The following is an 18,067-nucleotide window of genomic DNA, read 5'->3' on the forward strand; positions in this document are numbered from 1 at the left end:
CGGATGCCGGAGCTCGAGCCGTCCGTGATCACCGCGGTCGCCGAGGGAAAGCACGCCCACCCCCACACGGTCCTCGGGCAACACCAGCACCGGGATGGGTGGATCATCCGGGCGCTACGGCCGCTCGCGACCACCGTGACCGCGATCCGGGCCGATGGCGAACGAGTCACTCTGGAGCACGTCGTATCCGGCCTCTGGCAGGGAAGAGCCGGCGGCGCCGGGCAAGCGTACGAACTGGAGGCGACCTACCCCGACGGCAGCACGTGGACGGCGGATGACCCGTACCGCTTCACGCCAACCGTGGGCGATGTCGACCTGTTCCTGTTCGGCGAGGGACGGCACGAGCAGTTGTGGGAAATGCTGGGCGCGCACGTCCGGGCGCACGAGTCGGCGGATGGCACGGCGTTCTCGGTGTGGGCTCCGCACGCGCTGGCAGCGCGGGTGATCGGCGACTTCAACGCGTGGGACGCTCTCGGCCACGCCATGCGCAGGCTCGACGACAACGGCGTGTGGGAGCTGTTCGTGCCCGGGCTGCAACCGGGCGGCACCTACAAGTTCGAGCTGCTGACCGCCGCGGGGCACTGGGTGCAGCGCGCCGACCCGATGGCCAGGTATGCCGAGGTGCCGCCTGCCACCGCGTCGCGGATCGTCGCCAGCGAGCACGACTGGGCCGATGCCGAGTGGATGGCGGCGCGAGCGCACCGTGACCCGCTCACCTCGCCGATGAGCGTTTACGAAGTGCACCTGGGCTCCTGGCGCAAGGATCTCGGATACCGCGAACTCGCCGACCAGCTTGTCGACTACGTGTCAGAGCTCGGCTACACGCACGTCGAATTCATGCCGGTCGCCGAGCACCCGTACGGCGGGTCTTGGGGTTACCAGGTCACCGGCTACTACGCCCCGACCAGCCGGTTCGGGCATCCGGATGAGTTCCGTCACCTCGTCGACAGCTTCCACCGCGCCGGCATCGGCGTGATTGTGGACTGGGTCCCCGCCCACTTCCCGAAGGACGAGTGGGCGCTCGCGCGCTTCGACGGTGAGCCACTCTACGAGCATGGCGACCCGCGACGCGGCGAGCATCCGGATTGGGGCACGCTCGTCTTCGACTTCGGGCGCTCGCAGGTGCGCAACTTCCTCGTCGCGAACGCGCTGTACTGGCTGGAGGAATTCCACATCGACGGGCTTCGCGTCGACGCCGTGGCCTCGATGCTGTACCTCGACTACTCCCGCGCGGACGGCGAATGGGTGCCGAACCTCCACGGCGGACGGGAGAACCTCGAGGCGATCGCTTTCCTGCAGGAAGTCAACGCGACCGCCTACAAGCGCAACCCCGGCATCGTCATGATCGCCGAGGAGTCGACCGCGTTCCCGGGCGTCACCACGCCAACGAGCGCAGGCGGGCTCGGCTTCGGACTCAAGTGGAACATGGGCTGGATGCACGACACCCTGCGCTACCTGGCCGTCGATCCGATGTACCGCGCTCACCACCACGGGCAGCTCACCTTCAGCTTCGTCTACGCGTTCTCCGAGCACTTCCTGCTGCCGATAAGCCACGACGAGGTGGTGCACGGCAAGGGGTCGCTCCTGCACAAGATGCCAGGCGATCACTGGCAGCAACTGGCGACCGTGCGCGCGTACCTGGCGTACATGTGGGCGCATCCGGGCAAGCAATTGCTGTTCATGGGGCAGGAGTTCGGCCAGCCGTCGGAGTGGAGTGAGGAGCGCGGCCTCGACTGGTGGATTCTGGACCAGCCCGCGCACCAGGGTCTGCATCGCCTCGTCGGCGAGCTGAACCGCCGCTATCGGGGCACCCCGGCGCTGTGGGAGCGCGACGACAGCGCTGATGGCTTCAGCCTGCTCTCGGGTGATGACGCGGTGAACAACGTGGTGGCTATCGCACGATATTCGGCATCCGGTGAACCGCTTGTCGCAGTGACGAACTTCTCGGGGCGTACGATCGATGGCTACCGGATCGGGATGCCGCGGGCGGGCGACTGGGCTGAGGTAGTGAACACGGATGCGACCGAATTCGGCGGCTCCGGCGTTGGCAATGCCGGTCGCGTCGTGGCGACACCGGATGCCTGGGCCGGGCAACCGGCGGTTGCCGAGCTAACGCTGCCCCCGCTTGGGACCCTCTGGCTGGCGCCTCGCTAGCGGCTAGTAGAGCAGCATCGTGAGCCGCTTGCGAGCGGCGATCACGCGCGGGTCCTCTGCACCGGCTATCTCGAAATAGTCGAGCAGGCGCGTGCGAACGCGGTCCCGGTCGTCTCCACCGAGCGAGCCGAACAGGTCGAGCAGTCGGCCGAAGGCGTCCTCTAGGTGCCCACCGGAGACGTCCAGGTCGGCGACGGCAAGTGCGGCATCGACATCCTGGGGCGCATCCGCGGCAGCCCGCCGCACGTCATCAGCCGCCACACCGTCGAGTCGCTTCAGCAACGACACCTGCGCGAGCCCGGCGACGGCGAGCGCGTCGCGGGGGTTCTGTGCCATGGCCGTCTTGTATGCCGTGATCGCGGCGTCATAGTCGCCCGTCAGGATGGCGTCGTAGGCCTCCTGGTGCAGGGGAGGCAGCGGCTCCTCGGCCGGCTCGGCATCGGGCTGCGCTTCGGCGCCGGATGCGCGCACGGTGCCGGTGACTCCGTTCTGCGCTGCGACCTGGGCGAGCTGGTCGAACACGCGTCGGGCGTCGGCATCCGGCAGTTCGCCTTCGTAGAGGCCTACCGGTCGGCCTCCGATAAGCGCCGCCACGGTCGGAGCTGCGACCGCTTGGAACGCCTGGACGAGTTGCGGATTGGCCTGCGCATCGATGGTCGCGAGCAGGAACCTGCCCGCGTACTCCTTGATGAGCGCTATGAGCGAAGGCGCCGGTTCTCCCGCGTACAACTCGACGATCACCGGGACGGTCTTCGACAGCTCAAGGATGTTGCCGAAGTTCGCGTCCGTGCCATCGACGACGAGAGAGGGTACGTCGACCGCTCCCCCGGTGGTCTCCTGGGGCGCCTGCTGCTGCCGCACGAGCGACGACAGGTCGACGGCGCCGCGGAAGTTCGCGGCCGGGGGAACGTTCGACACTACAACTCCTGAGCTGAGATGAGGGCTGAGGTGAATCCGAGCAACTTGATCTTCTCATTTGTGCTGCTCGACGGCGGCACGTAGAAGAGCAGCTGGTCGCCATAGGTGGCCTGAGTGCCCTTAGTCGTGCTGCTCACGCCGGAGAGCGTCTTCACCGCACCCTCAGCGTTGATCGTGGCACCCTCCTCGACGGGAGTGACGGTTTCCGTCTCGTGGAGGTAGACCGACACGATGGCACCGGTGTTGTTCGTCGCCATGGCGATCGCATCACCCGGACCGACCGCGTTCGCGAACGCCATCGAGGCGATCGCGGGCAGGCTCGCCTGGCGCTCCGCCTTCTTTGCCTGGCCGATAGAGGCGATCAGCGAGTCACCCTCGGTGTCGAACTTGCCGTAGTGCTCGCTCGATTCGCCATTCAACAGCACGTCACCGTAGGCGAGGGCAAGCTGGTCTGGAGCCATCTGCAGCAGTTGCTGAACGTCGGGCTTGAGCCGCGCGGTTCCGGTCTCGGCTGAGACCACCTCGGGGAGCTTCGCGCTCGGCTCGAGGGTCACGGCGTAGACGACCTTGAAGTTGTCCCGCGGCGTCGCCTGGACGAGCATGAGGCCGTACATCGGCTCAGCCTCCGCCGCGGCTTCGCCTTCGGCGGGCTCAACCGGGCTGGCGTTCTTGGCCGGCTTCTGCTGCACGACCGTGAACACGGTGCGCGGCCACGCGTCAGTCTGCTGCGGCAGAGCGAGCTGGATCTCGCCATTAGGGATGGCGGCAGGAGCCGGGTAGCTGGAGTCGGCGGCGCGAATGGCGTAGTTCGCCGAGCGCGCTTCGAGGGCAGCGCCCGCGAAACGGGAGGCGGCGATGTCCGCATCCGCGGCAGCATCCGCGTCCTTGGCAGCGGTCGCTACCTTGCCGATGATGTTGGTGAGCTGCGGAACGGTGACCGCGGGCGGCTTGGCGTCGGATGCGGAGGTCGTCGCCGATGGGGTCGGCGTCGCCTCTGCCTCACCGCTGAACGCGGCCGGCCAGTAGTCGGCCGAGCATGCCGAGAGCAGCAGACCGGTGGTGAGTGTCACGGGGATGACCGCCATCCGCAGCGCCTTGCGGCGACCACGCGGGATCGGAAGCACCGACGGCTTCTTCGGGCGGGCGATCGGGCGCCGCGGCGGACGCGGAAGTTTCGGCTGCTTGCGGCGTGGGCCGCGTGACTTGTTGAGGTGGGCGAGCGCCCACAGGTAGAGGCCGAGACCCACCAGAAGCAGTACGACACCGCCGACGATCAGCGGACCTGACCAAGGCGTGCGGTTGTCCTGCGGCCAGGAGATCGCGACCTCGGTCGGGGCGGGCGCCGTACCGTCTGTCATGGCGATGACCGAGACGTCCTCTGGCACATTGACGACGATGCTGAGGAGGTCGTCGCGGGAGTACTCGGTGAGCCACAGGTCAGAACCGCGCGGGTTGGGGACCGCTTCCTCGGTTCCCTTGACCACCGAGGTGGCGAGTTCGCCGGTCTCCGAGTCGTACTGCAGTTCGTTGTAACTCGCCTCGCCGATCCAGGCGAGCAGGTCGCTGGTTCGACCGTAGGCAGCGAATAGGTTGCCTTCCCCGGTGAGTTCGATCTTCTGTCGACCGTCGAGCGAGTTGAGGGTCGCTCCGTCGATCAGGGTGATGGGGGCCGTGCCGTCGATTTCCGCTACGGCTTCGACTTGGTCGGGCTCCGCTAGGATGGTTCGCTGTGCGATGCCGAAGCCGATCATGACGGCTGCCAGCACAAAACTTATGATTGCCGCAATAAAGCGCAAGTAATTTACTCCTCTCGTGTCGCCACGCGGGCGCTGGTCTCTGCCAGTCGTCCCTGCTTCAGTCCGTTTCGGGCTGGCTGAAGATGCGAATAATCGTCTGCATGGCAACAACAAAGACATTAAAGGTTAGCGCAGGGCTCCTGAGAGAGACCTCCTTGTTTCGCTCTCGGGTGAATTGAGTCATTCTCTGCGAGACCAACCGCCCCCGTATGGGGCGCTAAACTCTTCGATGTCCAGCCCTCGGTTGCCTCGTGCCGCCGGAGACCATCAGGGAGAAACGTGGCGAACGACGACGAATCCTTCTCGACCGTGATGCGCGGGTACAACCGCGAAGAGGTCGACAAGGCGATCCAATCGCTGCGACGCGAACTCATCAAGGCGAACGCCGACAAAGCGGAGCTGTCGAAGGACGTCAAGCGGCTCAGCGCGACCGTCGCCGACCTTCAGGCCGAGGTCGAGGAGGCGGGCAGCCCCACTTACAGCGGACTCGGAACCAAGCTGGAGAATGTCCTCCGCGTGGCCGAAGAGCAATCGACCCGAGTCATCAGCCAGGCGGACATCGATGCGGAGAAGCTCCGGAGTTCTGTCCGCGGCGAGATCGACGCCCTGCGCGCCGAGGCGGCAGCCGAAGCCGAACGGCAACTCTCGGACGCACACACTCGAGCGAGCTCGCTGCTCGAGCTGACCCGCGCCGAAGCCGACGACCTGCTGCAGCGCGCCCGCGAGGACGCCGAACTGCTGACTCAGGAGGCGCTGCGCGAGGCGGCAGCCATCCGTGGCGCTGTCGCGACGGAGGCAGCTGAGGCGAGGACCACGGCAAAGCGGGAAGCCGCGGCGGTGCGCGCTGAGGCCGAGCGTGCCTCAGCCGAGCTGAGCGTTGTTGCTGCCCGCGAAGCCAGTGAGGCGCGCGAGGCGGCCGCCCAGCTGGCTCGTGACACGGAACTCCGCCGCGCCGAGTTCGAGGCCGAGTACGAGAAGAAGTGGGCGGATCTCGGTCGCGAGACCGAGCAGCTGAGAACCGACACCCTCCGCGACGTCGAGGCAACTCGTGCCCGCCTGGAAGAGGACACCGAGCAGACCCGCGCGGCGCTTGTCGCCGAGGCGGAACAGACGCGCGCAGAACTGGCGGAGGAGCGTGAGCGCACCAAGAACGAACTCGCTGAAGACGTCACCCGGATCACCGCTGAACTTGCGGCGGAACGCGAGCGCACTGAACTGGAGCTCAGCACGGCGAAGGACCACACCTACGCCGAATTGGATGCGGCGCGCAAGCGGACGGAAGCGGAACTCGCTGATGCCAAGGCGCGCACGTACGCGGAGCTGGAGTCCGAACGCGCCCGCACCGAGGCGGAGGTCACCGAGGCCAAGCAACGCACTTACGCCGAGCTGGACGCCGAGCGCCAGCGCACCGAGGCGGAGCTGGCCGCCGAGCGGGAGCGCACCACCGCGGAACTGACCGCGGAACGCGAACGCACCACCGCCGAGCTGACCGCCGAGCGGGAGAGCACCACCGCGGAACTGACCGCAGAGCGGGAGCGCACCACTGCTGAGCTCACCGAGGCCAAGGAGCGCACCTACGCGGAGTTGACCGACGAGCGGGAGCGCACCACCGCTGAGCTCACCGAGGCCAAGGAGCGCACCTACGCCGAACTCACCGACGAGCGCGAGCGCACGCAAGCCGAAGTCGATGCCGCGCGCGCTCGTGTCGAGGCCGAACTGGGTGCTGAACGCGAGCGGACGATCGCCGAGCTGACTGCCGAACGTCAGCGCGCTGCCAAGGAGATCGCGGCGGAGCGCAAGCGCGCGGCGAAGCAGCTGGCGAAGGAGTCAGCGGATGCCCGCGCCGAGCTGGAAGCAGAACTCGCGGAAGCGCGTTCGAGCGTCGACGCGGAAGTAGAGAAGCAGCGCGCCGATCTGGCACGTGAGCTTGAGCAGCAGCGCACGGCGTTCGCTCACGAGGCCAAGACCGGCAGGGCACAGCTCGCGGCCGAACTCGACGAGACCAAGAACGCGATCGCCGCCGAGGCTGAGCAGGCGCGCATCGACCTGGACATCGAGCTCAAGGCCCGTCGCGACGACGCCGAGAAGGACTACCTGGCCCGCCACCAGGAGGCCGTGGCGCAGATGCAGAAGTACCTCGACGAGTCTCAGGCGCAGCTGACCGAGGCCATCGCGCGCGCCGAGGAGAAGCGTGCAGAGGCAGCGGCGCTGGATGCGGACTCCAAGGCGGAGGCGCGCACGCGCCGTGCCGAGGCTGATGCGATCGCAGCCGAAGTGCTCGCCAACGCTGAGGCCCGTGCGAAGTCGATCGTGAGTGAAGCCGAAGCACGCACGGCACAGCTCGTGTCTGACGCCGAGGAGCGGCTCGCCAAGATTAGGATTGAGCGCGAAGCGGTCGCCGGCTACTTCGAGAGTCTGCGCAACGTTCTCGGCGACGCGGAGAAGGTAACCGCAGAGAACTCGTAAAGACGCGAAGGGTGCCCCTTGAAGATCCAGAACTCGTTCCGTTTCGGCCTTCTCGGTGGGTTGGGGGTTCTGGTCGCGCTCGCGATCGGCACCGCTCTCGGAACGCTGGCGACGATCCTGACCTACATCGGCGCTGCGATCTTCATCGCCCTGGGGCTCGACCCCGCCGTGTCCTGGCTCGAGCGCAAGGGCTTCCCGCGCTGGGCGGCGATCCTGACGGTCGTCGTGGGTGTGCTCGCGGTGTTCACCGGGCTGGTGTTCTCGGTCGTGCCGGTCATCGCCGAGCAGACCACGAACCTGGTCACGAGCATCCAGGACATCCTGCCGTCAATCGAAGATCAGTCCTGGGTCGCGAACCTGCAGGAGTCCCTGCCGCCCTACATCCAAGTGAACGTGATCTTGGGCTCGGTGGCTGACTTCCTGAATGACCCGGAGAACATCGCGTCCATCGGCGGCGGCGTGCTGCAGGTCGGCATCGGCATCGCGAGTGGCGTGTTCGGCGCACTCATCGTGCTCATCCTCACCCTGTACTTCATCGGTTCGCTGAGCCACATGAAGCGCGGCCTCTACCAGCTTGTGCCCGCGTCGAAGCGCGCGCGCTTCGCGGACATCGCGGAGCAGATCAGCAGCTCGGTCGGACGCTACATCGTCGGGCAGACGAGCATCGCCTTCTGCAACGGCGCCCTCAGCTTCATCTACCTGACGATCATCGGCGCCGAGTACCCGGCGCTGTTCGCCTTCATCATGTTCATCTTCGCGTTGATCCCCTTGGTGGGGACGATCTCCGGCGCCATCCTGGTCACCCTGAGCTGCTTGGTCCTGGACGGGCCCCCGACCGCGATCGCTGCGGGAATCTACTATCTGATCTACATGCAGATCGAGGCATACGTGTTGAACCCGAACATCATGAACCGGGTCGTGAAGGTGCCCGGTGCTGTGGTGGTCATCGCCGCTCTGGCCGGCGGCACCCTGCTCGGCATCCTTGGCGCGCTCATCGCGATCCCGGTTGCTGCGTCGATCCTGATCATCGTCAACCAAGTTGTCGTTCCGCGAGCGAACGAGCTGTAGAGGCCCCGGCCGGTTCGAGGACGCGCCACCTCCGGTCAACCGCGCCCGGTGCGCCGGGCGCGCACGTCCGGAACGGGCGCGCACGCCCGGAACGGCCCCGAAGCGGCTGCCGGCACGCCCCGCTTTCGCGTACGCGGCACGACACGCCGCGCATCCGGACAACCGCGCCCCGTGCGCCGGGCGCGGATGTCCGCCACACGAGCGGGTGTCCGGAACCGGCGGGATGTCCACCACAGGAGCGGGTATCCGCAAAGGGCACGGGATGTGAGCCCTCAGCCGGCGGCGGGCGGGGTCCAGTCGGTGGGCAGCGGCGCCGCGGACGGGTTCACTGCAGTGACGATCTCGTTCAGCACCCGGCGGGTCTGGTCCTCCCCCACCCACAGATGTTTGCCGCCGTCCACCGCGATGAGCTTGGTCTCTGGCACGATTGCGAACTTCAGGCGCGCCTCGTCGGGGCGTAGGTAGTCGTCCAGTTCCGGGATGAGCGCCACCAACTGCTTTCCGCTGCCCGCCCAGGCTTCGAGCTCCGCCCGGTTGACGCGGCGCAGGGGCGGCGACAGCAGGATCGCACCGACGACGGGATGCCGCAGGCCGTGCTTGAGTGCCACTTCGGTCCCGAACGACCACCCGACCAACCACGGCGAGGGAAGCTGTCGCTCCTCGACGAGGCGCATTGCGGCGTCGAGGTCGTGCTTCTCGTCGATGCCCTCGCCGAAGGCGCCCTCTGAGCGTCCCCGCGGCGACTCTGCGCCACGGAAGTTGAAGCGCAGCACCGCGAGGTCCGCGAGCGCGGGCAGCCGGGCGGCCGCCTTGCGGATGATGTGCGAGTCCATGAATCCGCCATGGGTGGTGAGCGGATGCAGCGCGACCAGGGTCGCGACCGGCTCTCGCTGCGCAGGGAGCGACAGTTCACCGACCAGGGTGAGTCCGTCCGAGGTGTGCAGTTCGATGTTCTCCCGACGGGCGGGCAACTCGACTCCGGCTCTGATCTCCAATTGCATCCCCTACTTGATCTTCCAACAGTGCGAATGCCAGTGGCGGCGGGCAGCGAGGTCATCTGCCTCGCCCATCAGCCCGTCGGCACGCCAGGCAACGACGTGCGCCGCGCCTGGGCCGACCTCGAGCCCGCATCCGGGGCATGTGTAGGTCTTCACCGCGGAGGTCACAGCCACCGGCTGGACGTTCCACAGCCCATCACGCTTCGATTCCTGGCGGAGGTAGCCGAACAGTGCGCGCGAGAGATCCACGTCCTCCGGTCCTGCGGCGCGCTTGCGGCGCGGACGATTGGAACGAGGCATGGTTCAAGCCTAAAGGCGAGGCCGGCGTGACCCGGTCAGTACCAACCCTTGCCGAGGAACGCGTTCCAGGCGCCACACGGTGTGCCGTAGCGGCCCTCGATGTAGGAGAGTCCCCACATGATCTGGGTGCGCGGGTTCGTCTGCCAGTCGTCGCCGAAGGCGGCCATCTTGCTGCCGGGCAGAGCCTGCGGGATGCCATAGGCGCCGCTGGACCGGTTGGCCGCGTAGACGTTCCAGCCGGATTCGCGGTTCCAGAGACTGACCAGGCAGCTGAACTGGTCGTCGCCGAGTCCGCGCGACTGGAGAATTTCGTAGGCGATCGCCTGCGCGGTGCCCGGATCGGGCTTGCCTGCCGGCGGCGCGGCGTGCACGACGGGTGCGGGCGCGGGCTTCGGCTTCTCCTTCGCGGAGTACGCGTCGCGCTCCACGGTGGCCGCGTAGTCGCCGTTCACGACCAGGATCTGGCTCGGCAGTTGCTCTGGCGTGTCGTACTTCGGCGCGGACAGCGCCGCGACCGGCTGATTGGGTGCGATGGCGCTCACCATCAGAATGCCCAACGCCACGAAGAAAGCGAAGATCGGAAGGGAAAGCGGGTGCCGAACATGGCGCTCGACAATGTCAGCCCCGGTGCCGGAAATCCGGGGCCGGGGCTCAGTGTTCATGCGGTGCCTGCTCACAATTGCTTTACCTTAGCGCACGAGTTTCTGTATGTCCCGAACGCTCACCGCACGGCCTGCATGACGCTGACAACGGAATCCAGCAGCAGATCGACCTGCGCCTCCCGGTATCCGCCCCGTCGGGGCCGGAACGCCACCGTGCGGACATCCTCGATGCTGAGAGGCTTCCCTGACCGGAAATAGGCGATCAGCCTGCGTGCGAACGAGTCGACTTCACGCTGGTCATAGCCGTCGACGAGGAGGTTCACCCGCTGGAACTTCTGACCGGCCGGGCGATCGAGCCGGTCGACGATCTCCTGCGCGATGGCCCGGGTCTCTTCCACCCAGGCCTGATCGCCCGAGTTACGTCGCACGACCTCTCGCTCACGGGCAGCGAATGCGTCCTCAAGCCGTTCGAGCGCACTGTCGACCGCCGTGGTCGAGTACCCGCCCTTCTCGAGCGAGAACGCGGTGTGCCGGATGCGTGTCGACGTCATCCCGGTGGGAGCGCCCGGTTCTACCGAGTACGCGATTCGAGCATCCTCGAGGAAGTCCTCGACCTGTTCAACGCTGTAGCCGCGTTCAGACCGCTTCACTCGGGGAAAAGTTGTGCTCATTTGACCCATTCTGCCCTAACCGTCGGATGCGCCCGGTGCGGCTCATGCGAAGACGAGGTACAGCACGTAGGCGGCGGCGGCGCTGGGCAGGATCGAGTCGAGCCGGTCGAGGAAACCGCCGTGGCCGGGCAGCCAACTGCTCATGTCCTTGATGCCGAGGTCACGCTTGATGAGCGACTCGGTCAGGTCGCCGATGGTCGCGGTGAAGAAGATCACCGCGCCGAAAATCATGCCGAACCACCACGGCTGCTGCAGCATGAACACCGCGAGCAGCACGCCCGCGAGCAGGGCCACAAGCAACGCGCCGCCGAAACCCTCCCAGGTCTTCTTCGGACTGATGCGCGGGGCCATCTTGTGCTTGCCGAACAGCAGTCCGCTCGCGTACGCGCCGGTGTCGACGGCGACGACCAGGATGATGAAGGCCAGCGTCCACCATTGGCCATTCTCCTTGGCCGTCAGCAGCACCGAGAAGCCCGCGAGGAATGCGACATATACCTGGATGAAGGTTCCGGCCGCGATGTCATCCAGCACGGCCCTGGCAGGCGCGCGGAACCTGCGCACTCCCAACTCGGCGATGCGCCAGATCGCGATGAGCACGACGCCGGCGAGCATGACCAGCCACTTTCCGCGATCATCCAGATAGAAGGATGCCGGCACGATCGCGACACCCGCGAAGATTGACGCGATGCGAGGGACCCGCAGCCCGGCAGACCGGAAGGCGGTCGCCAACTCGAAGGTCGCGAATGCGATCCCGGCTGCGGCAAGCACCATGAAGAGCTCTTTGATGACGATCAGGCTGAACAGCATCACGAGGCCCAGGGCGAGGCCGATCGCGATGGCCGCGATCAGGTTGCGGCCGGTGCGCGCCTCGATGAGCTCGTTCGTCGCATCCAGTTGATGGCGGGTCGCCTCGAACTGGTTGATCAGGTCTTCACGGCGGGCTTTCACCTGCTCGCGCAACTCGTTGCGTGTCGCGTCTGCGCGCGCCTCCAACTCAGCGCGCTGCCGACGCCACCACGGGGCCGCGCTTTTCGGCGGGCCTGTCGGGTCATCAGCCATTCAGACCTCGAGAAGCTCGGCTTCCTTCTTGCGCAGTGCCTCGTCGATGGAGTCGACGTGGGACTTGGTCAGCGACTCGAGTTCCTTCTCAGCGCGGCTGAGTTCGTCGTCGCCAACATCGCCCTTGAGGGCGTCCAGGTCGTCTTTCGCCTTGCGTCGGATGTTGCGGATCGCCACCTTGGCGTCTTCCGCCTTCCCGCGCACGATCTTGACGTATTCCTTGCGCCGATCGCCGGTGAGCTCGGGCAGGGTGGCGCGGATGACTTCGCCGTCGTTGCCGACGTTCGCGTCGATGTTGGGAGCAGCGACAAGCGCCCGCTCGATGTCCTTCAGCGCGCTCTTGTCGTACGGAGTGATTAGCAGCGTACGCGCATCCTGGTTCTGCATGCCCGCGAGCTGTGCGAGCGGCGTCGGCGTACCGTAATAGTCGACGAGCACCTTCTGGAACAGGGCAGGGTTGGCGCGACCGGTTCGGACGTTCGAGAAGTCATCCTTCGCGACGTCGACGGCCTTCTCCATCTTGTCCTTGGCCTCGGCCAGCACGTCCGAAATCACATCAGTCTCCTTTGCGGTGGGCGCAGAATGCGAGTTTATCGTCAGGTCGGCTCAGTTGCTGACGAGCGTGCCGATGCGCTCGCCCCGCAGCGCCTTGGTGATGTTGCCATCCGGCTGCATGCCGAAGACAACCATGGGCATGCCGTTGTCCATGCACAGGCTGAACGCGGTCGAGTCGACGACCTTGAGTCCCTGCACCAGTGCCTCCTGGTAGGTCACCTTGTCGAGCTTCGCGGCATCCGCGTTTTTGCGCGGATCGCCGTCGTAAACACCGTCGACGCCGTTCTTGGCGACGAGTACGACGTCGGCTCGGATCTCCAGGGCACGCTGCGCGGCGACGGTGTCGGTGGAGAAGTACGGAAGGCCGGCACCCGCTCCGAAGATGACGATGCGCCCCTTCTCCAGGTGGCGCTCGGCGCGCAACGGGATGTACGGCTCGGCGACCTGGGTCATCGAGACCGCGGATTGCACGCGGGTGGCTGCGCCTGCCTGCTCCAGGAAGTCCTGCAGGGCCAGTGCGTTCATGACAGTGCCGAGCATGCCCATGTAGTCGGCCCGGCCGCGGTCCATGCCGCGCTGCGACAGTTCTGCGCCGCGGAAGAAGTTGCCGCCGCCGACGACAATGGCGATCTCGACGTCGCTCGCGGCTGCCGCGATCTCCTTCGCCAGCCCGGCGACGACATCCGGGTTCACGCCCAACTGGCCGCCGCCGAATGCCTCACCCGACAGCTTCAAGAGAACCCGTCGTTTACCCGATTCCGTCACGGCGTCTCCTCGCGTTCGTTCGATACAGAGTATTTGCTTGTGGGCGTGAAAACGGGGTCCGGACGAAGAATCGTCCGGACCCCGTATCGCACTGGGACTAAGCCCCGACCTTGAACCGGGCGAACCCGGTCACGGTGAGACTCGCGTCCTCGAGCACCTTGGCGATCGAGAGCTTGTTGTCCTTGGCGTAGTCCTGATCGAGCAGGGCGACCTGCTTGAAGTAGGCGCCGAGGCGACCCTCGACGATCTTCGGCAGGGCTGCCTCCGGCTTGCCCTCGTTGCGGGAGATCTCGGTGACGATCTCGCGCTCCTTCTCGACCTCGGCGGCCGGGACCTCGTCGCGGCTGAGGTACTGCGGGTCGGCAAAGGCGATGTGCTGGGCAACGCTGCGCGCGGTGTCCGCGTCGGAGCCGGTGTAGCCGACGACCACGCCGACCTGCGGCGGCAGGTCCTTGCTCGTGCGGTGCAGGTAGACCTCGAACGCGTCACCGCTCACGACGGCGACGCGGCGCAGCTCCACCTTCTCACCCAGGATGGCGGACTCCTCCGCAATAAGGTCAGCGACCGTGCCGCCGGTTGCCGGTGCCGCAAGCGCAGCGTCGGCGGTCGAGGCTCCCGCGGCGACCGCGGCGTCGAGCACCGAGTCGGCCAGCGCGATGAACTTGTCGCTCTTGGCGACGAAGTCGGTCTCGCAGGACAGCTCGATCATCGTTGCGATCGATCCCTGCGCCTTGGCTGCGACCAGACCCTCGCTCGTCGCGCGGTCTGCGCGCTTCGCGTTGGACTTCGCACCCTTGAGGCGGAGGATCTCGACGGCCTTCTCAAGGTCGCCATCCGCCTCGACGAGGGCGTTCTTGCTGTCCATCATTCCCGTGCCGAGGCGGTCACGCAGCGCCTTGACGTCGGCGGCGGTGAAGTTAGCCATATCTGTGCTGCTCCTTCTGAGCGTTGGTGGTGGGCGAAGGGTTACTTCGCGTCGTCTTTCTTGGCTGCGGTCTTGCGCGCGGGCTTGGCGTCGGCCTCAGCGGCGGGCGCCTCCTCAGCGGCGGGCGCCTCCTCAGCGGCGGGTGCCTCAGCGGCGGGTGCCTCGTCGGCAACCTCTGCAGCGGGCTCCTCAGCAGCCTCGGCGGCGGGCGCCTCTTCGGCAGCCGGTGCCTCGGCGGCGGGCGCCTCGGCAGCAGCGGGCTCCTCAGCGGCGGGTGCTGCAGCCTCGGGCGCGGCGTTGGCCTGCAGAAGCTCTGCCTCCCACTCCGCCATCGGCTCGGCGGCTTCGCCTTCGCCCTCGGTCTTGCTGTGTCGCTGGATCAGACCCTCTGCTGCGGCATCCGCAATGATGCGGGTGAGCAGCGCGACGGAGCGGATCGCGTCGTCGTTGCCCGGGATCGGGTAGTTGACCTCGTCCGGGTCGCAGTTGGTGTCCAGGATCGCGATGATCGGGATACCGAGCTTGCGCGCCTCGTCAACCGCGAGGTGCTCCTTCTTGGTGTCGACAACCCAGAGCGCCGACGGCGTCTTCGTGAGGTTGCGGATACCGCCCAGGCTCTTGTGCAGCTTGTCGAGCTCGCGCTTCTTGATGAGGAGCTCCTTCTTGGTGAAGCCCTTCGTCGTGTCGTCGAAGTCGATCTCCTCGAGTTCCTTCATGCGCGCGAGGCGCTTCGAAACCGTCTGGAAGTTGGTGAGGAGGCCACCGAGCCAGCGCTGGTTGACGAACGGCTGGCCGACGCGCTGCGCCTGCTCGGCGATCGAGAGCTGCGCCTGCTTCTTGGTGCCGACGAACAGGATGGTGCCGCCGTGCGCGACGGTGTCCTTCACGTAGTCGTAGGCCTTGTCGATGTAGGCGAGCGACTGCTGCAGGTCGATGATGTGGCTGCCGCTTCGCTCCGTGAGGATGAAGCGCTTCATCTTCGGGTTCCAGCGGCGGGTCTGGTGTCCGAAGTGGACGCCGCTGTCGAGCAGCTGGCGAATGGTGACAACGGCCATGAGCCGTCTCCTTTTCTGGCACTTTGAGTCGTGCCGCTCAGTTGTCTTCCGCTACCGGATGGCGCGAAACCTGGTGCCCGGCACGGCTCCGCTCGGCAAGCCGAGACTGAGTGGAGTGTGATGCCACGATGCTCGTGGAGAGCATCGCTATGGGCACGCGTAGTCACCCCGCTTCGCGGAGTGCTTGTCAATGATAACACCGCTCCCCCACCACCTCGGTGCGCTGCCTCCGGTGCACCCTTGCTTCCGGCATCCGGGTGCGTGGGCCGCCCGGGGTGGGACGCTGACGTCATGTTGCTCCCGCCGCCCGCCGACCCCATCCGGCTTCTCGGGTTGGCACTCGCGTTTGCGTTCGTGGTTGTCGGAGTTCCGGCCTCGCTGCACGCGGCGGGAGCGCAGCCGGCGGTGTGGAGCTGGCCGCTCGCGCCGCCGCATCCGATCGCGCGGCCCTTCATCGCCCCGCCGACACCGTATTCCGCCGGTCACCGCGGTATCGACATCACAGCGGTGCCCGGGGCCGATGTTCTCGCGCCCGCGGCCGGTCTCGTGCACTTCTCCGGCGTCGTCGTGGATCGTCCGGTGCTGTCGATCAGGCATCCGGGCGGCTTGATCTCCAGCTTCGAGCCCGTCGCATCACCGCTCAAAGCCGGCGATGCCGTCTCGGGCGGTCAGCCGGTGGGCACGCTCGAGGCAGGCCACTGCGCGACGGCGTGCTTGCACTTCGGTGTTCGGCTGCACGGTGAGTACGTGTCGCCGCTGAACTACCTGGGCGGCGTGTCGCGAGCCGTGCTGCTGCCGACGAGGTCACTCGACTGAGCGCCGGCACCTCGCACGCGGGTCACGCGCGCGGGTGGGCGACTCGGTAGGTGTCTTTTAGGCGGGCGGCAGACACGTGTGTGTAGAGCTGGGTGGTGCCGAGGCTCGCGTGGCCGAGGAGTTCCTGCACCGCCCGGAGATCGGCTCCGCCATCGAGCAGGTGCGTCGCCGCGGTGTGCCTCAGCGCGTGCGGGCCCGCCGGGCCGGTGCCGGGCAGATCGGCGAGCAGGCTCGCAACGAGCTGGTAGACGGTTCGGGAGTTGATGCGCTTGCCGCGCGCGCCGAGGAAGATGGCCGTGGTCTCCTCCGCGCTGTTCCGTGCGGCCAGCTTCGGCCTCGCAGTCGCCAGGTACTCGTCGATCGCCCTCAATGCGGGGACTCCGAACGGCACAACGCGATCCTTCGAGCCCTTTCCGGTCACGCGCACCGTGAGCCGCGACCGGTCGAGCGAGCCAAGGTCAAGACCGACGAGTTCGCCGACGCGCAGCGCGGATGCGTAGAGCAGCTCGATGAGCGCGACATCGCGGACCGCAACCGGGTCGCCCGTCGCCGCGAGGGCTGCGAGCGAGTCCAGGATGCCGTCGACCTGCGAGCGGGTGAGCACGCGCGGCAGGTGCTGGTCGGCCTTCGGCGCGCGAAGCCTGGCCCCGGCATCCGCTGTCGTGTGCCCTTCTCGTGCCAGCCAGGCGGTGAGACCGCGCGCGGCGGCGGAGCGGCGGGCGATGGTCGACTTGGCCAGGCCGGAGCGGGAGTCCTGCCACAGCCAGTCGCGCAGCAGTTCGAGGTCGAGGTCTGACGTGTCGTGGGCGCCGCGGCCACCGGCGAATGCGGCGAGCGCGTCAAGGTCGGAGCGGTAGGCCTTGGCGGTGTTCGCGCTCAGGCCGCGCTCGGAGGCGAGTTGCACGACGAAGTCGTCGACCGCGCGCTCAAGCCTCATGCGTCAATCGTCGCGCACACGGACGCGTTCGCCCGCACCGCCACGGTTCGTCAGTCGGCCTGCTCGCCGAGGTTGAACGGTGAACGCTTGGCGGAGAACATCTGCTCGCGCTGCTCGGGGGTCATGGACTCGATGACGTCCCATGCGCTGTCCGGCTGCCCGGTGATCTCCTCCGGGCTCCCTACGGGGACGATGGAGTGCACGGTGCGGTCCTCGTAGACGTGCACGATGGTCATCGACTGCCCGAAGTCGACGCCGGACAGCAGCCGCTGCTCTGCGGTGAGGTCGAGGGTGTAGCAGGTTGCCGCCGCCACCGACACCGGGACGCCCGCGAACGTGCTGTGCGTCGAGTAGTGCAGGTGCCCGGCGAGCACTGCGCGCACGTCGGTCCCGCGGATGACGCGCTCGAGCCGGCTCTGGTCCCGCAGCTCCAGCATGCCCATCGCCTCGAGCAGGGGTGTGGGGATGGGCGGGTGGTGGACTGCCAGCAGTGTGCCGTGCGGCGCCGGGGTCCGGAGGACGTCCTCGAGCCAGGCGAGCTGGTCGTCGGTGACGTCGCCGTGGTGGTACCCGGGCACGCTCGTGTCGAAGGAGATGATGCGCAGCCCGTTCACGTCGTACACCCGGTCCTGCGGCGCGTCGTTCGGGGTCTCGTCGAACAGTTCGGCCGAGTACTGGAGTCGCTCATCGTGGTTGCCCATCACCCAGATGAGCTGCGCGCCGAGCCGCTCGGCCACCGGCTCGACGATGCCGCGCAGTCGCGTGTAGGCATCCGGTTCGCCCAGGTCGGCGAGGTCGCCAGTGAAGACGAGCGCATCCGGGCGGATGCTCGACCGCTCCAACTGTTCGAGCGCCTGCTTCAGGTGCGCGTCGGTCGCCACTTTCCCGTACAGCGGAGCGCCGCCGGCCAGTAAATGGGTGTCGCTGATGTGGGCGACGACGTGCGAGGGCGCTGGGTACTGTCCAACCTGAATCACGACAC

At 67.1% G+C, this 18,067-nt stretch carries 17 protein-coding genes; 4 read left to right on the forward strand and 13 right to left on the reverse strand.

Annotation, left to right across the window (positions count from 1 at the left end; translation table 11 throughout):
- Positions 1–3: 3 nt before the first annotated feature.
- Positions 4–2,154: a 1,4-alpha-glucan branching protein GlgB gene (glgB, locus tag IRG63_RS08970; protein WP_193509972.1), complete on the forward strand. Its 2,151-nt coding sequence runs from the start codon at positions 4–6 to the stop codon at positions 2,152–2,154.
- 3 nt (positions 2,155–2,157) lie between these two features.
- On the opposite strand, the gene IRG63_RS08975 is transcribed toward glgB, so the two are convergent.
- Positions 2,158–3,072: a tetratricopeptide repeat protein gene (locus tag IRG63_RS08975; protein ID WP_193509911.1), complete on the reverse strand. Its 915-nt coding sequence runs from the start codon at positions 3,070–3,072 to the stop codon at positions 2,158–2,160.
- Positions 3,072–4,838 carry a hypothetical protein gene (locus IRG63_RS08980; protein WP_193509912.1) on the reverse strand — a complete coding sequence of 589 codons (1,767 nt, stop codon included), beginning with the start codon at positions 4,836–4,838 and terminating at the stop codon, positions 3,072–3,074. The genes IRG63_RS08975 and IRG63_RS08980 overlap by 1 nt, the downstream gene beginning before the upstream one ends.
- Positions 4,839–5,147: 309 nt before the next feature.
- Here IRG63_RS08980 and IRG63_RS08985 point away from each other — a divergent pair, with 309 nt between their 5' ends.
- On the forward strand, positions 5,148–7,334 hold the full coding sequence (locus tag IRG63_RS08985; protein ID WP_193509913.1) for a hypothetical protein: 2,187 nt from the start codon (positions 5,148–5,150) through the stop codon (positions 7,332–7,334).
- Positions 7,335–7,352: 18 nt separating this feature from the next.
- Complete coding sequence (locus IRG63_RS08990) at positions 7,353–8,402, forward strand: AI-2E family transporter (RefSeq protein WP_168626647.1); 1,050 nt, start codon at positions 7,353–7,355, stop codon at positions 8,400–8,402.
- 272 nt (positions 8,403–8,674) lie between these two features.
- On the opposite strand, the gene IRG63_RS08995 is transcribed toward IRG63_RS08990, so the two are convergent.
- The 9 genes from IRG63_RS08995 to rpsB all read right to left on the reverse strand — a co-directional run bounded on the left by IRG63_RS08995 (position 8,675) and on the right by rpsB (position 15,332).
- Positions 8,675–9,403, reverse strand: a complete 729-nt coding sequence (locus IRG63_RS08995; protein WP_168626646.1) for an alpha/beta hydrolase — start codon at positions 9,401–9,403, stop codon at positions 8,675–8,677.
- 3 nt (positions 9,404–9,406) lie between these two features.
- Positions 9,407–9,700, reverse strand: a complete 294-nt coding sequence (locus tag IRG63_RS09000; RefSeq protein ID WP_193509914.1) for a hypothetical protein — start codon at positions 9,698–9,700, stop codon at positions 9,407–9,409.
- A gap of 35 nt (positions 9,701–9,735) precedes the next feature.
- Complete coding sequence (locus tag IRG63_RS09005) at positions 9,736–10,263, reverse strand: lytic transglycosylase domain-containing protein (RefSeq protein ID WP_349236145.1); 528 nt, start codon at positions 10,261–10,263, stop codon at positions 9,736–9,738.
- A 158-nt stretch (positions 10,264–10,421) separates the two neighbouring features.
- Positions 10,422–10,973: a DivIVA domain-containing protein gene (locus IRG63_RS09010; RefSeq protein ID WP_193509915.1), complete on the reverse strand. Its 552-nt coding sequence runs from the start codon at positions 10,971–10,973 to the stop codon at positions 10,422–10,424.
- Between the two features lie 42 nt (positions 10,974–11,015).
- Positions 11,016–12,032, reverse strand: coding sequence for a phosphatidate cytidylyltransferase (locus IRG63_RS09015; protein ID WP_193509916.1), 1,017 nt, complete (start codon positions 12,030–12,032; stop codon positions 11,016–11,018).
- A complete protein-coding gene (gene frr / locus IRG63_RS09020; RefSeq protein ID WP_193509917.1) occupies positions 12,033–12,587 on the reverse strand; it encodes a ribosome recycling factor in 555 nt (184 codons plus the stop codon). It abuts the gene before it with no gap.
- A gap of 51 nt (positions 12,588–12,638) precedes the next feature.
- Positions 12,639–13,352: a UMP kinase gene (pyrH, locus tag IRG63_RS09025; RefSeq protein ID WP_168626641.1), complete on the reverse strand. Its 714-nt coding sequence runs from the start codon at positions 13,350–13,352 to the stop codon at positions 12,639–12,641.
- A 97-nt stretch (positions 13,353–13,449) separates the two neighbouring features.
- Positions 13,450–14,277 (reverse strand): translation elongation factor Ts, encoded by an 828-nt coding sequence (tsf, locus tag IRG63_RS09030; protein ID WP_193509918.1) that lies wholly within the window; start codon positions 14,275–14,277, stop codon positions 13,450–13,452.
- Positions 14,278–14,318: 41 nt separating this feature from the next.
- Entirely contained in the window at positions 14,319–15,332 is a 1,014-nt protein-coding gene (gene rpsB, locus IRG63_RS09035) for a 30S ribosomal protein S2 (RefSeq protein ID WP_193509919.1), read from the reverse strand.
- Between the two features lie 291 nt (positions 15,333–15,623).
- On the opposite strand from rpsB, the gene IRG63_RS09040 reads away from it, so the two are divergent.
- Entirely contained in the window at positions 15,624–16,148 is a 525-nt protein-coding gene (locus IRG63_RS09040; RefSeq protein WP_193509920.1) for a M23 family metallopeptidase, read from the forward strand.
- A 22-nt stretch (positions 16,149–16,170) separates the two neighbouring features.
- On the opposite strand, the gene IRG63_RS09045 is transcribed toward IRG63_RS09040, so the two are convergent.
- Complete coding sequence (locus IRG63_RS09045; protein ID WP_193509921.1) at positions 16,171–17,085, reverse strand: tyrosine recombinase XerC; 915 nt, start codon at positions 17,083–17,085, stop codon at positions 16,171–16,173.
- Positions 17,086–17,135: 50 nt separating this feature from the next.
- A complete protein-coding gene (locus tag IRG63_RS09050) occupies positions 17,136–18,062 on the reverse strand; it encodes a phosphodiesterase (RefSeq protein WP_168626637.1) in 927 nt (308 codons plus the stop codon).
- Between the last annotated feature and the right edge of the window lie 5 nt (positions 18,063–18,067).

This window comes from Cryobacterium sp. BB736, from assembly GCF_014980265.1.
In the GTDB taxonomy this organism is placed as follows: domain Bacteria; phylum Actinomycetota; class Actinomycetes; order Actinomycetales; family Microbacteriaceae; genus Terrimesophilobacter.